The following is a 15640-nucleotide window of genomic DNA, read 5'->3' on the forward strand; positions in this document are numbered from 1 at the left end:
CTCGGATTACAGTGTTTGTATAACTTAATAATTAGAAACTAAAGGAGTTCTTTTTTAAAAAACTTAAGTTATACTTATAAGTATTTGATATCTTTTGTAGTGATTATGTCGAATTTAAGCTGCCTTTATGGCGATAATGTCGAATTTGTGGAAGAAATTTATAGCCGTTACTTGCAAGGCGATAAATCAATTGGAGAAGATTGGCACAGAATTTTTTCGAGCAATTTAGAAGTTAATAAAGCAGAACCCTGCAGGGCACAGAATGAAGCTAAGGTAGATGTTGATGATTTAGCAAATTTTTTCAGATTTTATGGTCACTTTTTTGCAGACTTAAATCCATTATCACCGCATGTAAATAAGGAAATAGATTATCAAAAATACTTGAATCTTTCTCCTACAAGTGACACTAGAATCTACAGAGATATTTACTGCAAGAATATCGGTTTTGAATTTATGCATATTTCCTCTTATGAGGAAAGAGTTTGGCTGCAGGAGAAAATTGAAAATCAGGTCTATACGCTAAGCCCTCAGGATAAAAAAGAAATACTAAGGCACTTGATTGAATCTGAGATGTTCGAGCAATTTCTCCATATGAAATTTCCTGGATATAAGCGTTTTTCTATCGAAGGTGGGGAGTCAGCCATTGTTGCAATTGAAAGAGTTATTAGTGATTCTGCAGCTTTTGGTATTGAAGAAATAGTTCTTGGTATGGCCCACCGAGGACGGCTCAATGTTCTAACCAAAGTGATGGGAAAAGATTATGCGGCAATGCTGTCTGAATTTCAAGGCAACCTTGCATATCCAAGTGGTCTTGAGGTGTCTGGTGATGTCAAATATCACCTTGGTTACTCTTCTGATCGAGCACTTGCTGGTGGTAAAAAAATACACTTAAGTTTATGTCCTAACCCATCTCACCTTGAGGCGGTAAATCCGGTTCTAGCTGGAAGAGTAAGAGCAAAACAAAATACGAGATCTGTGCTTGGCATATCAATTCATGGTGATGCAGCTTTTATCGGGCAGGGAGTGGTTGCTGAAACCCTGACTTTGAGCAACATTGAAGGTTATAAAGTTGGTGGTATCGTGCATATTGTCATTAATAACCAAGTTGGTTTTACTGCAAATCCTAATTGTGCACGCTCATCTTTTTATTGCACTGATGTAGCAAAATCAATAGAAGCTCCAATATTTCATGTTAATGGAGATAATCCAGAAGCTGTGAGTTTTGTTGCGAATTTGGCAATGGAGTATGTGCAGAAATTTAAAAAGGATGTGGTGATTGACATAATATGCTACCGCAAATATGGCCATAATGAAGGCGATGAGCCAAATTTTACTCAGCCACTTATGTATAAAGCAATATCAAAGCATAAAACTCCAGGCACGCTGTACGAAGAGAAGCTGACTGCAGAGAAAGTGCTAGGTAGCGATGAAGTAAGTAAATTACGCAGCGAATTTAGAACAAGATTGGATAAAAGCCTTACTGAGTCAACGACTTATACTCCGAAGAAAGCTGACTGGTTTGATGGAGTGTGGTTAAAACTCAGGAGAGCAAAGTTGAACGATTTGAGTGAATATTATACGGACTCTGGTGTTTCACCAGATGAGCTAAAAAAATTGGGTGTACACATAAATAGCAATATTCCAAGTAGTTTTAATCTCAATAATAAAGTCAGAAGAATACTTGATGGCAGAATAGACAGTATAAATTCCGGTAGCAACATAGACTGGGCAACTGGTGAAAGTCTTGCATTCGCGTCATTGCTTAAAGAAGGAATAGGAGTGCGCTTGTCAGGACAAGATTCTGGTCGCGGTACCTTCTCGCACCGTCATTCAAGACTTGTTGATCAAGTAACAGAAGAAACGTTTATTCCACTGAACAACATAAGTGAGAAGCAAGCTCGCTTTGAAGTTATAGATAGCGCACTATCTGAGTATGCTGTGATGGGTTTTGAATATGGATATAGCCTTGATTCTCCTTATTCACTTGTGCTCTGGGAAGGGCAGTTTGGTGATTTTGCAAATGGCGCGCAAATTATGATCGACCAATTTATCTCATCTGCAGAAACAAAGTGGTTGCGGTCAAGTGGTCTAGTTCTACTTTTGCCTCATGGTTATGAAGGGCAGGGGCCTGAGCATAGTTCTGCTCGTATAGAGAGGTTTTTGCAGCTCTGTGCAGAGGATAATATGCAGGTGGTTAATTGCTCTACTCCTGCGAATTATTTTCATGCTTTACGCCGACAAATTAATCGAGATTTTCGTAAGCCTTTAGTGGTGTTTACACCTAAATCACTATTGCGTCATAAAAGCGCAGTTTCTAACCTTTCTGACTTTGAAGGAAAATTTCTTACGGTAATTCCAGAGTGTAGAACAGGTTTAGTTGCAAGTGATAAAATACGTAAAGTTGTAATATGTAGTGGTAAAGTTTATTACGACATAATTGAAATGCTTGAAGCACAAAAAATAAACGATATAGCAGTAGTGCGTTTAGAACAATTTTATCCATTCCCGGCCGATAAACTAAACAATGAACTCGAAAAATATAAGAACGCTGAAATTATATGGTGTCAAGAGGAACCAAAAAATATGGGAGGATGGTTCTTTGTCAACCCATTGATAGAAGAGGTATTGTCTGGCCTCAATGCTCAAGCAAAAAGACCTAAGTGCATTGCAAGACCTGCTGCTGCATCTCCTGCATGTGGTTATGCTAATATCCATGCTCAGCAACAAGCAGAAATTTTGAAGCAAGTTGCGCAGGTACAACTGTACAAACACTGAGCGGCTTCAAGCAGACTTATTAATTAGACTCTAGCACTTAGATAACTTACAACAATCAAACCTTTTATATACTTATACAAATATAAAAAGACTTTTATTTTTTTATAAAAGTATAATATTTATTAACATTTTCATTTATTTTTCTTAATATAGTTAATATAGTTAATATTAATATTAACTATATTAAGATATATATGAAGACAGAAATATTTGAGAGGCTAATAGGGCAAACTAGACTACGCAGCGATAGCAAGGCTAAAATCATACGGTTAAATAGAGACAAAAAGGCTTTTATAGATGAGGATAAAAAGTCTATCGAATTAGCTGAGGCTATTTTTGCAGAAAATAATATGTTTCGTTTTCGTAAACCAGGTTCTGCTACGGATTACATTTTGCACAAACTAATAAATGATAGAAAGCTTCTCGAGGAAATGAAAGATAGAGGTACAAGTATAATACGTCTTTTTTCTTTGCTATCAATGTATCGTGGTCTTCCTAAGTGCTATGTTGTGAGAAAAGAAGGGTGTATTACTGAGTTTGGAATACTTACTTATATTGACGAATGTTTAGAATCAGTACCTTTAGAAGACTTTATACTTATTGAGTCTGCTTCGTACCTAGAGTACATTTTGTTTGAGAATGATGATATTAGAAATAGGTTAGCTGAAGATTTGACTGAAGATAAAACAAAATTAGATATTTTCGTAAATGGAATTTTAGCAATAAATAGCTCGAATTTAGTATTATCTTGTATCAACACAATCGAGGCTTTTAATGAGGAAGCTAGAAATTTTGTCAATCACATACAGAAAACCAATAGGATGGACTACCTCTTTAAGGAAAATGGTACAACACTTGTAAAGTTAGTTCTAAAAGAATTATTAAAACTTTCTATTTTACAAGAAAGAGAAAACACTACATTAGAATTTCCTCAAATTTCGAGTGTGGAACATTGTAATGGGCGATAGACTTTAAAATGTGCAAGGCTCATTTAAATATGAGCCTCAGTATCGCTTAACTTTTATGGAGCATACTTTAACTTTATTTCACTTCCACCAAGGGAATATTGTTCCAGCTATTGCTGCCATAGTTATCAATAGAAGCGTTTAGGTAATCTGTATCAAATCGTACTGGTACATCAAATTCGAAGCTTGCGGTGATTATTGTGCCTTTTGCTGGTGGTTTCATAAATGCTATTTCTCCAGTTGAATAATTCACTGAATATTTTTCTGTCTTTTCACCATCTAGGTAAATTTTTATTGTATCATGCACTGGCTTTTTAATAGTTCGTGTATGCTTGTCTTTTCCACTTATGTAAGTTTTCATCAGTTGAAAGATCGTTTTTTTATCGTCTCCTATGCCAATTTCTTGATTGATAACGGTAAAGTCTGACCAATCCTTAAAACGAAATCCTATTGCTTTACCTTTTCGTGCCTGAAAAAATGTTATGAGTTCTGTTAGCTGCTCGTTTGACCTAACTCCATAAGCTATGTTATACCTGGCACGTGCACGAGACCAATTGATATTGCGCTGCTCACAACCATTATGAGTTGTTACAACGTCAGTGGAAAATTCAGGTCCTCCAGTAGAGCCATAAGATATATTTTCTGGAAATCTAATTTCTGTAAATGACATATGCCCTCCTGTAAAAATAAAGTTGAGTTGATATAGATGAAGTAGGAAAGATCTTAAATTTTTGAAGCTGCTTTATCAATCAGGCTATAAATTTTAAATCCCGTTTCTTCTAGAAAAGTAAAGGTGTTGTTTTCTCCTACCTTACCTTTCAGTTCGTTAATGTCTTGATGACTCTGCGTTAACTGATATACACAAACACATGCAATGGCTAAAGCAACTCCAGCAAGACATGCTAAAGGCATTGGTTGAGTAAAAACAGCAGCTATAGCAGATGCTGTGAATGCTATAGCTGTTATTACAGCAGCTATGCTATAAATAGCTTCTCTTCTGTAACTATTGATTAATTTCTTTTCTATTTCCTCTTGTTGTGTTTCTTGCCCTTGTTGATGAGAAATAGTAATTACTGTATCTGTATGAATTGGCTCACTAGCGCTGGTATTAATTCTCTCTTTTTGTGTTTCATGATCTTGCACAATTGCTGATTTGCTAGTTCTGATATTATATTGTTCTTCTTGCTCTGATTGATCAGAAGCAGAAGCTTCTGTAACCTCACCAAAGATTTCTTCATTAGAAACTGATTGATTTTCTGTTATATCAGAAGGGATTTTGCTAAGAAGTGGCACAAAATGCCTCATGTAATTCACTACTCCTACAGTTTTTTTGCTACTATCTATCTCTAGTTGATTGAGATTTATATCTTGTATAAAAACTTCTGGATCATCATCATGTCCTGTAATTTTAGTTACCGTAACTTTTTGACTATCTTCCTCTATTGAATAAATATAAAGTTCCACTTTGTACTTGTCGCATATCATTCTCCCTTCAATCTCTGGACGACCCCATATAGCTAGAGAATTAGTTTCTGTAGACATATTTTTAATGTTGTTTAGATATTTAGAAAAAGACTTGGAATTATCTGGCTTAATAGTAACTTTTTCTCCTTTTTCTTTTCCATCTTCGCTTATTTCTTCTTCATCTTCGCTTATTTCTTCTTCTTTATCTTTACTTGTTTCATATTCGTTATAGTCTTCTAGTAACAAATCATTATCTGTGCCATATCTACTTTTCAAAATCTCTAAAATCTTCCCTTCTCTATCTTCACGATATTCCTCTAGTAACCAGCTGAAAAACTCCTCTTCTGTATATTTGGTTATTATTTCTTCACCTTTACACCAGTCTGTTTGTGCAGATATGCCTTTTTCATCTTCACTATTTCTTTCCTTCGCTATTACTTTGCTATCCAAATTTCCTTCACCTACAAAATATCCTCCTTCTTCAGCATCTCCTGTTATTTTTTTATAAACCCACGAATTTGCATTTGCTCTAGCATAATTTTCACAATCTTCTCTTAATGATTTTGCGGTAAAACGATGACCAGGTTTTATATTTAGCTCATTCAATCCTTGAGCCACGGAGTCAAAAAAGCAATCTCCTTCTGATATAGAAGCTCCTATTTTTAGCTTTTCAGGATAAGCTCTCTTTAGCTCATTCAATAAACTACTTCTTTTTGTTTTTTGTGCCCGAAATTTATCAACTAGTCTTTCTAGCCTTTGAGAATAAAAAGAGTCTAGATTCTTAAATAAAAATTGACTTAATTTTGTGCTTTTTTCGACTTGCCGAAAAAGAGCAATTGGTTTTCTGTTGAAATTTTTCATGTTATAACTCCAAAATAATGATTGTATTTTAATAGATTAATCAGCCTAGGAAGGCTAATTACTTAAGGTCGTGCTGTGTTGCAAGCAAACATCACCTACTTTTCTTGAACTAATATGTAGCCTATACATATTGTTACTTAGTATATCTTAACTATACTTAAACTCTCTTATGCTGTCAAGCAGGGAATTTATTAATCTTTTAACTCATCCACTTTTTTGCGTAGCACATTTAAATCAGTTGCTCCTACAAAAAGACTATCTCCAATTATCAAAAAAGGTGTACCGCCTACTCCTAAATTCCTTACTAAAAGTTTGCTGTTGTTTATCATTTGCTCAATTTTGTCTGCATTATTTTTCATAGAGTTATTAAAATCGTTCTCGTTAATCCCTATATTTTTCACTATACCTAATATAGTTTTATCTGAAAATTCTCCTCTGTGATCTAGTGCAGCATAGTGAAAATCTAAGTACTTTTCTTTATCGATAAAATAAGTTGCTAAAGCACCTTTTGCTGCCTTTAAAGAATTGTTACCAAGTATTGGAGCATCTCTAAAGATATACTTAATTTTGCCATCATTGATCAATTGTTTTACATCGTTCTTTATAGCTTTGCAATATCCACAAGAATAGTCAAAAAAACCTACAGCTATGATATTGCTATTTTCATTTCCCGAGTAAGGATAAGTGGAGTCGAATATTTCATTTTTATGCTGAGAAATTTTATTTTTGGTTGCATTAGCATAACTATTTTTAGCTGACTCTTCCTGGAGAGCTTTTAGAACTCTATCAAAATTTTTACTGATGTAATTATCCAATCTCTCACCTATATAATCATCATTTAAGTTCTGACTGCGGTGTGAAAGCCAATTGTTTATTACTGGTAAACTTGCTACTGCAAGTATAAAAATCAATAAAAATGGTATCTTAGACATATACTTAGTTAAAGAATACAAATATTAAAGAAATGCTTAATGTTAAAACATTTTTATCAAGAAATGCAAACTTTATAAAATGAAATTTAAGATATTTTTGTAAAGTTCATCATAAGATTTGGTGATGAAAAATTTTGCAGAGTAAGGCATTTATAAAGATTTAGATAGTCTTTACCGCTATTTCTAGCAAATTGTAAGCAAAAAAGTTGATTATCTTGTAATCGCTGCATATAATATCGGTAAGCGCGTCGCTAAGTAATATGAACACACTAAGTCTTACATTTCCGATAGTGTTGTTCGGATATAATAGAATGATTTTTCAATAAATGTAAGTAAAAAATGAGGTTTTTAAAAGCTGTCTTTAACTTAGCAATGTTAGCATTTTTTGTAGCTTCGACAGCTGAAGCAAGGTGGAGTAAGTACGAAGATGCTTCTGTCGAGGTTAAGTTTTCTAATGTTAACATTAATGTTAATAGAGATGGTACCTACGAAACGGAAGTAGAACTACAAGCAAAAATACTCAAGGAGTCTGGGCGTGATAGATTTTCTCTATACAGTCTTGTTTACAATGATGATAGTGCAGATTTTACTGTTTTAGAGGCTAAAACAACTTACAACGGAGAAGAATATATAGTAACTGAAGACATGATGGAGGATAAACCGCTGGCTAGCCCTAGCAAAGGTTTCGATCAGTTAAGGCAAGTAACCATCTCATTCCCTAAAATAGAAATTGGTACGGAAGTATATTTAAGATATAAGCAAGTTAACAAAAAGGTTCCCGTTGATAATTTTTATGGCTTGAGCTTTTCGTATTATGGGGATTATTTACAAGCAGAAAATACTAAAATCAATTCTGAATTGCCTCTAGAGATTAAAGTTAATGATCCAAGAAGCGTATTAGAAATTGCTGAGGAAAAAAAGGATGATGTACATTCTATAAGCATTGCTTTAAAGAGAGCAGTTTATGAAAACACAACAAATGAACCACATAATGGAATATTGAACATAAAACACAACACTTGGGTATCACTTTCAAGCTTATCTGAATGGGAGGATTTAGCTAAAAAATTAGCTCCTGGATATCATAGCGTCATCAATCAGCCGCTTCCTGCAACTTTTGAAGCTATAGCAGAATTTGCTGCCAATGAGAGTACCGATGAGGAGAAAATTAATGCAGTTACTTCTTTATTGAATGAAAAAGTTCAGTACATGGGAGACTGGCGTACAGTGTCAGGAAAATTTTTTCCGAGAGATTTGGAGAAAATTGCTGATTCTCAAGTCGGGGATTGCAAAGACTTTTCTGCTAGCACGGCTGCTATTCTGCAAAAACTTGGTTATAAAGTTCAACCTATTTTAGTTATGAGAGGAACTACTAGCACTTCTAATCCTGAAGCATTACCTAATATGGGTAATTTTAATCATGTGATGCTCAAAGTAACAAATAGAGATGGAAAAATATATTGGATCGATCCAACTAATACCGTCAGTATGGCACAGGGTATTTTTCCAGACATTGCTGATAGAAACGCTTTAGTACTCGATTCTGAGGAAGCGGATTACATAAAAATTCCTGCTGTACAAGGTGAAAATTCAAAAGTGATATCCCATAGTGAATTAACTATAGAAGATAATGTTGTAAATGAATATGGCCAGCTTACCGTGCAAGGGGAAGCAGCCTTAGGCTTAACAGGGGTTGGATTGTATTATTCAAATGAGCAATTAAGGGATTCTGTTTTTCGTATGATTAGTGGAGTATATCTTGATGAAGAAGAAAAGAAGTTCTTAGAATTGCCTGACCTTACTTTACGTAATGTAGAAGATCTTACAATCAAATATGAGTTTCAGCAAAAAAATAAGATTTTTAAGACAAATCTAGGACCTGCTTTGAATTTAGGAGATAATTGGCTTAATGATGTTGTCAATACAGCTTCTGACCAAGTGTCAGATCTTTTTATTGGTGTTCCTAAAACTAAGGAAAGCCATATGATAATAAAAGATATCAAAATTAAAAATTGTGAAAATTTGAATTTTGAAATAAATTCTCCTTGGTTATATGTAAATAGGTTCTGTAAATATCAAAATGATGGAACCGAATTTAGCAATTTAATAACCATAAAGAAAAGCTTTATTACCAATGAAGAATTAAAGACTGCTGAATATAAAAACTTAAAAAGCGAATTGGAGAATAATTTTTCTAGAGCCTCTATAATAATAAGTGAATGAGTTGTGCTGGGAAAAGCACTTCTTAAAAGGCTTAAAATTTTTAAAATATGTACAATAACTTACGCGACTTCATCAGAGCATTAGAAGAAAAAAAAGATCTAATTAGAATTAAAAAAGAAGTTTCAACTATTCTTGAAATGACAGAAATTCATCGTAGGGTTTTGTCAAACAAGGGACCAGCTATCATCTTTGAAAATGTTGTCACAGAAAATGGCAAAAATTCAATTCCCGTTTTAGTGAATTTATTTGGTACTATTGAGAGAATTGCATTCGGACTTGGTATAAATTCTGATGAATTAAGGGATCTGGGTAAACTTCTAGCATTTTTGCGATCACCTGAGCCACCAAAAACCTTCAAAGATGCTGTGAAAATGTTTCCTCTACTAAAAGTTGTATTGTCGATGCGGAGCAAAGTTGTGAGCAAAGCCCCATGTCAAGAGGTGGTGCTAACTGGGGATGAGGTGGATCTTAGTTTGCTACCTATTCAGACATGCTGGCCAAACGAGCCTGCACCGCTTATCACTTGGCCACTTGTGGTAACAAAAGGACCAACAGCAGACAAGCAAGATAATTTCAATCTTGGAATATATCGTATGCAGGTTGTGAATAAAAAAACGACTCTCATGCGCTGGCTTGCACATCGTGGTGGTGCAGGTCACCATAAACGGTGGAAGGAGAGGGGACAAAATATGAAGTTTCCTGCGGCTGCTGTGATTGGTAGCGATCCTGCAACAATTATTGCTGCGGTAACTCCGGTGCCGGAGACTTTATCAGAATACCAATTTGCCGGGCTGCTGCGAAAAAAACCACTTGAGCTTGTAAATTGTAAAACTATTCCTCTTCAGGTTCCAGCTCATGCAGAAATTGTTTTGGAAGGATATGTAAGTTTGGATAATTACCAAGATGAAGGGCCATATGGAGACCATACCGGTTACTATAATGCTGTTGAACAGTTTCCTGAGTTTAACATCACTGCAATTACAATGCGCAAAGATCCAATTTATCTCAGCACTTTTACTGGCAAACCACCTGATGAACCATCAATTCTTGGTGAAGCACTCAACGAAATCTTTGTGCCGATTCTTATCAATCAGTTTCCGGAAATAGTAGATTTTTATCTGCCCCCAGAAGGTTGTTCATATAGAATAGCGGTAGTGTCGATAAAAAAGGCTTATCCAGGGCATGCAAAAAGAATTGTTATGGGCACACTATCTTTTCTCAAACAGTTCTTATACACGAAATTTATTATAGTTGTTGATTATGATATAAATATACGTGATTGGAAAGAGGTGATGTGGGCAATGTCAACAAGAATGGACCCTGTGCGTGATACAATTACGATAGAGAATGCCCCAATTGATTATTTAGATTTTGCTTCCCCTGAAAGTGGTCTCGGAGGTAAAATAGGGTTTGATGCAACAAACAAACTTCCACCTGAAACCAAACGAGAATGGGGAAGAAAAATTGAAATGAGCGAGGAAATAATAAAGAAAGTTACAGAGAAGTGGAAGGAATATGGGTTGACAGATGATTAAACTATGATGTAGACTACCGCCGTGTATTTAGGTGTGGTTTGTGAGGCTTTTATATCTTTTATTTTTGTCAGCATGTTTTTCTCTGTATTACTATGTGGGTCCTACATTCTCGCCTTGCCCAAAAGCAACAGTTTGCTTCTCACCTGAAGAAGACTGTGCTGTACCGATAATCAGCGAGATAGACCAATCTAAAGAATCTATCTTAGTTCAAGAATATACATTTACTCTTGGAACAGTTGCAAAATCTTTGATTAACGCCAAAGAGCGTGGTGTTGATGTTAAAGTCGTCTTAGATAAATCACAACTCCATTCAAAATATAGTGTCATAAGCGAATTGTTTTCAAATGGAATACCGATTTGGATCGATAATAAGCCAAAAATTGCTCATAATAAGGTAATAATTGTTGATAATCAAAAAGTCATCACAGGATCGTTTAACCTCAGTAAGACAGCTGAAAAGGGAAACGCTGAAAATTTATTAATTATTGAAAATTATCCTGAATTAGTCCAGCAGTATGTGAAGAACTGGGAAATACGAATGTCACAATCCTATCAATATGCTCCCTAGATACTTGATATCAAAAAAAGTCTTTTTATTGATAGATTTAATTTCTTGTGATATAATAAATTAAAAGGTTTTAAGGGGTAGGTAATGGACTACATAAATGATGCTGCTGATAGTTACGCTGCCATTCATGATTTTTTTCAAAATAATGGTGTTGGAGATTACAAAGTTCAATGCAATTATGGTGGTGTACCGTATGCTACTGACAAATATGTACATTCTGGAGACAAATTTTGGAGCAATAATTTTATAGACTCACATTTTGGAAGGGAAATAAAAATGTATCCTCAAAGTGAGCTTTTAGCTAAAGAGTATGCTGGTAATACACTACCGGTTTCAATATCACTAGACAAGGATCTAATAAAAATAAAAGAATGTCAGAAAAAAACTAAATTTGTAGAACTAGAAGGGGAATCAGGTGATATAGTATATGATAAGCAAAAGCATATAAAGTGCTACACGACAAAGTTATCATATGACGATGTTTCTGTTCATAATAAAAACGAAGTTTCAATACTGAATATTAGATATGATGTGCCAAACGATCCAAGATACAGTTTAAACATAGCCTTCACAAAGGTTAATGATAATAAACCAGGGTTTTGGCAAAAGTTTAAAAATATGTTTTAATAGAGTAGCTTCTAAATCAAGGGGATTTTGTTGAAAAATGAATATCTACTTAATAATGAATTTGGTCAGTAGCTACTAAGTTTGTTTCATAGCTATGCAACAAAAGGTTTGTGCCCTCACGTTTATTCTCTGCAACACGAAAAGTTCGTACAGTTGTACATGCTATGTAGTAGATAAACTTCTACTATATTTTTTTATTCAACTTACCTCTTGTCTATTGAATAGATTTTGTATTAAACCTAAAATTCAACGCACCTAAATATATAAGCATTCCCAACAAAATCATAGGTATAGAAAGCAACTGTCCCATAGTTAAATTGAACCATAAATAGCCAATTTGATAGTCTGGCTCGCGGAAAAATTCAACCATAAAACGTGCTACTCCATACAACATAACTGCAACTCCAGTTGTTGCACCATAATACAATCTCATTTTGTTCAAGTAAAATAGTGAATTTACAACTACGAAAAGTAGCGCTCCTTCAAAAAATGCCTCATAAAGTTGGCTTGGATGGCGCAATAAATTATCACCACTTTCTGGAAATACCATACCCCACGGCATAGTTGTAACCCTGCCAAATAACTCTCCATTTATAAAATTACCTATGCGGCCTAGAAGTAAACCTATCGGAACTCCACAAGAAATTAGATCCAGTGTGTAAAATATAGGAATGTTATGTCTTCTACAGGAGATTATTACTGCAAGCAAAACTCCTATAGCACCGCCATGAAATGACATACCTCCTTCCCAGGTCTTTAGTATTTCGATAGGATTGCTTATATAGAGAACTGGATCATATATCAATACGTACCCAAGCCTACCTCCAAGGATAATGCCTATAATAACGGCTGTTAATAACGAATCGTAAAAATTCTTAGTAAATATTTTTTGATTGTCTAGCTTATGTAAATACCAATATGCAAAAACTATACCCAAAACATATGCTAAAGAGTACCAATATATAGAAACAGGACCGATGCTAAAAATAACTGGACTTAAAGACATATTTTACTACAAATTATTCTTAGACAATCTACTTTTCTCACGTTCCCACTCTCTCTGCTTTATGGTTGCTCTCTTATCATAGAGTTTTTTTCCTTTCACAATGGCAATTTTAGTTTTTGCCAACCCTTTATCATTAAAATAGATAGAAAGTGGCACAACAGTTATTCCAGAGGTTTTGATTTGACCAATTAGCTTATTTATCTCTTTTTTATGCAAAAGCAATTTTCGTTCTCTTTTTGGCTTGTGATTCTTTTGGTTTGCAGCTTTATACTCTGCGATATGCATATTGTTTAGCCATATTTCACCTTTTTTTTCAGTAACGTAAGCATCAGAAATGTTTGCTTTTCTTTCCCTTAGTGATTTCACTTCACTACTTAAGAGGATCATACCTGCTTCAAATTCTTCTAAGATAAAGTATTCAAACCTTGCTTTTCTATTTTCTGCAATAACTTCCATATCTAAAGATATCTTTAAGCTTCAATATATTACAGAACTTTTGGTTTAATTCATAACAAAACAATTATCTCAGTAAATGCAAGTTTGGTTAAAAAAGCTCCAATCTTCCTGCAAGTGTAATTTGTTCCACTCTTCCTACTGCCATTTCAGCCCTAGGACTAGCATTACCTGACAAAGAACTTATCACATCTTTGCAGCCCCATTCAATAGCAAAGTGTAAAGGAGCATATCTATTATTGTTCTGTTTACTAACATATGCCCCACTTTCAATTAAAATATCTCTTATACTTTCATGATCGCTAGCAAAATGTAAAGGAGTGCGTCCACAACTATCCCACACATTAACACATGCTCCATGTTCAATCAGAGTTCTTACTATGTTTTCATTATCACTTTCAGCAGCAAAATGCAAGGGAGTGCTTCTATAATTATCCCACGCATCGACGTATGCTCCGTGTTCAATTAGAGCTATTACTATGTTCTCATAGCCACTCTTAGTAGCAAAATGTAGAGGAGTGTGTCCATCATTGTTCTGCGCGTTAACATCTGCTCCACATGCAATTAGAGCTCTTACTACACTTTCATTCCCACCTTCGGCAGCAAGATGTAAAGGTGTACATACATCATTGTCCCACGCATTAACATTTGCTCCACTTTCAATTAAAATATCTAATATGCCTTTGTGGTTCCATTCAGCAGCAAAATGTAAAGGAGTGCATCCATCGCTGTCCCATGCATCAACATATGCTCCATATTCAATTAGAGCTATTACTATGTTCTCATAGCCACTCTTAGCAGCAAAATGCAACAATGTAGTTTCTACAGGATCTAGATCACTATGTGTAGTGAATATATGATTGATATTAAATCCACTATCTTCCCACCTCCGTAAATCAATTCTTTCTAATTTTATTTTTATTCGTTCAACTATGTTGTTCTTGCTTAAACCTGAAGTATCATTTATTTCTTCAAGCATTTTTAGAAAATCATCAAGCGTCATAATCTCCACTACTTATTAAAATAACTTGGTTATTATGTTCTTTGACACAAAAATCAAGAACTTTTTATTTTTCTAAAAAATCATTTAAGTTATACTCCAAATCATGAAAGTCAGGCAAAATATTAAGTTTTTTTCTCTATCATTTGTGATTTTGTCTTCTCTATGGATTACATTGTCTGGTTATTTTGAGCCTTTTTTTATTCTCTGTGGAGTATTTTCTTCTGTGTTCACATTGATTATCTTTAAAAGGTTAATTGATGCTGAAAGTGCCCTTAGTCAAATTCTAAATGATAGTGGTAGGCTGTTACTTTATCAGCTTATAAGTTATATACCTTGGCTAATTTACCAAATTATTTTTTCAAGTATTTATGTAACAAAAAAGGTGCTACGATTCAAATCTACAGTTGAGCCAATTGTTATTGTAAGAGAATGCATAGGACATAATGATAAGACCATTGCATTATTTGCTAACTCGGTTACGATTACTCCTGGAACTTTAACTATCAATGTTGAAAAGAAGCAGAAAACATATTTATCTACCATATGTTTGATAGATAAAGATCTTGAAAGTGGCATTTCTGAAATAGAAGGTAAAGTCTTAAAAATGTTACACCTAGTTAAGTAATTGCTTTAAATAAGTTAACAGCGTCTCTGTATTCTCTTCTTAGGCTTTCAAGCATTTCTTTTGGAAGGCTATCAATAACAGTAGAACATAAATAATTGTACAAATCTTCTAGCCTTGATATGTTATTTTTCTTCTTGCTGTTGAATTTGTACGGAAAAATGCCCTCCATAATTTCAATATCAACAACCTTATTTAAAAATGCATTTTCACTTGTTATGCTTATTCTTGTAAGTATAGTATTAATTTCAGGTTCATTACTCGTATAAATATCTGATAATTCTGCCATTTTAATGACGTATAAAGTTACTACTTTTGATAAACAATTATCAGAATATTCACAATTTTTTATTACCTCCCACTGAGTAACCTGAGACTTGCTTGTTTTTGCATTGCTTGGTAATTTATTCATTGAATTTTCTCCATTTAATTCAGTGTAGTAAATTATACTAATACTTTGTTAAATAAATAATAACGCAGCCATAAAAATATGCATTTATTTACCATAAATTGTATAATATTCCTAAAATGAAATGTTAAAGTTACTTCAAACTGAATGATTTCTTTAATTCCATGTTATTCAGCAGTGTAAAATATTGCTACACA

Annotated in this window: 14 protein-coding genes; 7 read left to right on the plus strand and 7 right to left on the minus strand. The window is 34.1% G+C overall.

All coding sequences use genetic code 11. The annotated features are described in order from the left end of the window. The first annotated feature begins 105 nt into the window (after positions 1 to 105). Together AB3210_RS01950 and AB3210_RS01955 are read left to right on the plus strand one after the other, a co-directional pair. On the plus strand, positions 106 to 2775 hold the full coding sequence (locus tag AB3210_RS01950) for a 2-oxoglutarate dehydrogenase E1 component (RefSeq protein ID WP_007301957.1): 2670 nt from the start codon (positions 106 to 108) through the stop codon (positions 2773 to 2775). 194 nt (positions 2776 to 2969) lie between these two features. Next, positions 2970 to 3743, plus strand: coding sequence for a hypothetical protein (locus AB3210_RS01955; protein ID WP_052264649.1), 774 nt, complete (start codon positions 2970 to 2972; stop codon positions 3741 to 3743). 73 nt (positions 3744 to 3816) lie between these two features. On the opposite strand, the gene AB3210_RS01960 is transcribed toward AB3210_RS01955, so the two are convergent. From AB3210_RS01960 to AB3210_RS01970, 3 genes are all read right to left on the minus strand, one after another. After that, positions 3817 to 4410, minus strand: a complete 594-nt coding sequence (locus AB3210_RS01960) for a TIGR02217 family protein (protein WP_010405410.1) — start codon at positions 4408 to 4410, stop codon at positions 3817 to 3819. Positions 4411 to 4463: 53 nt separating this feature from the next. Further along, positions 4464 to 6065 carry a hypothetical protein gene (locus AB3210_RS01965; RefSeq protein ID WP_230609265.1) on the minus strand — a complete coding sequence of 534 codons (1602 nt, stop codon included), beginning with the start codon at positions 6063 to 6065 and terminating at the stop codon, positions 4464 to 4466. A 191-nt stretch (positions 6066 to 6256) separates the two neighbouring features. After that, complete coding sequence (locus AB3210_RS01970) at positions 6257 to 6997, minus strand: DsbA family protein (RefSeq protein WP_052264650.1); 741 nt, start codon at positions 6995 to 6997, stop codon at positions 6257 to 6259. A 339-nt stretch (positions 6998 to 7336) separates the two neighbouring features. Between AB3210_RS01970 and AB3210_RS01975 the strand changes: the two genes are divergently transcribed. The 4 genes from AB3210_RS01975 to AB3210_RS01990 all read left to right on the plus strand — a co-directional run bounded on the left by AB3210_RS01975 (position 7337) and on the right by AB3210_RS01990 (position 11950). Continuing rightward, a complete protein-coding gene (locus AB3210_RS01975; RefSeq protein ID WP_052264651.1) occupies positions 7337 to 9220 on the plus strand; it encodes a DUF3857 domain-containing protein in 1884 nt (627 codons plus the stop codon). Between the two features lie 47 nt (positions 9221 to 9267). Next, on the plus strand, positions 9268 to 10755 hold the full coding sequence (locus tag AB3210_RS01980; RefSeq protein WP_052264652.1) for a UbiD family decarboxylase: 1488 nt from the start codon (positions 9268 to 9270) through the stop codon (positions 10753 to 10755). 40 nt (positions 10756 to 10795) lie between these two features. After that, a complete protein-coding gene (locus AB3210_RS01985; protein ID WP_007301949.1) occupies positions 10796 to 11323 on the plus strand; it encodes a phospholipase D family protein in 528 nt (175 codons plus the stop codon). A gap of 84 nt (positions 11324 to 11407) precedes the next feature. Continuing rightward, positions 11408 to 11950 (plus strand): hypothetical protein, encoded by a 543-nt coding sequence (locus tag AB3210_RS01990; RefSeq protein WP_007301948.1) that lies wholly within the window; start codon positions 11408 to 11410, stop codon positions 11948 to 11950. Between the two features lie 214 nt (positions 11951 to 12164). Here the strand turns inward: AB3210_RS01990 and lgt are convergent, their stop codons facing one another. The 3 genes from lgt to AB3210_RS02005 form a co-directional block, all read right to left on the minus strand. After that, entirely contained in the window at positions 12165 to 12956 is a 792-nt protein-coding gene (gene lgt, locus AB3210_RS01995; protein ID WP_007301947.1) for a prolipoprotein diacylglyceryl transferase, read from the minus strand. A gap of 6 nt (positions 12957 to 12962) precedes the next feature. Next, positions 12963 to 13412 carry an SsrA-binding protein SmpB gene (gene smpB, locus AB3210_RS02000; RefSeq protein ID WP_007301946.1) on the minus strand — a complete coding sequence of 150 codons (450 nt, stop codon included), beginning with the start codon at positions 13410 to 13412 and terminating at the stop codon, positions 12963 to 12965. A gap of 88 nt (positions 13413 to 13500) precedes the next feature. Then, entirely contained in the window at positions 13501 to 14412 is a 912-nt protein-coding gene (locus AB3210_RS02005; RefSeq protein ID WP_007301945.1) for an ankyrin repeat domain-containing protein, read from the minus strand. A 103-nt stretch (positions 14413 to 14515) separates the two neighbouring features. On the opposite strand from AB3210_RS02005, the gene AB3210_RS02010 reads away from it, so the two are divergent. Further along, positions 14516 to 15037, plus strand: a complete 522-nt coding sequence (locus AB3210_RS02010; RefSeq protein ID WP_052264653.1) for a Na+/H+ antiporter subunit E — start codon at positions 14516 to 14518, stop codon at positions 15035 to 15037. Here AB3210_RS02010 and AB3210_RS02015 read toward each other — a convergent pair. Next, entirely contained in the window at positions 15030 to 15446 is a 417-nt protein-coding gene (locus AB3210_RS02015) for a hypothetical protein (protein ID WP_007301944.1), read from the minus strand. The two genes, AB3210_RS02010 and AB3210_RS02015, sit on opposite strands and share 8 nt — an antisense overlap. Positions 15447 to 15640: the final 194 nt, after the last annotated feature.

Source organism: Wolbachia endosymbiont (group B) of Scrobipalpa ocellatella (assembly GCF_964188425.1).
Taxonomy (GTDB): Bacteria; Pseudomonadota; Alphaproteobacteria; order Rickettsiales; family Anaplasmataceae; genus Wolbachia.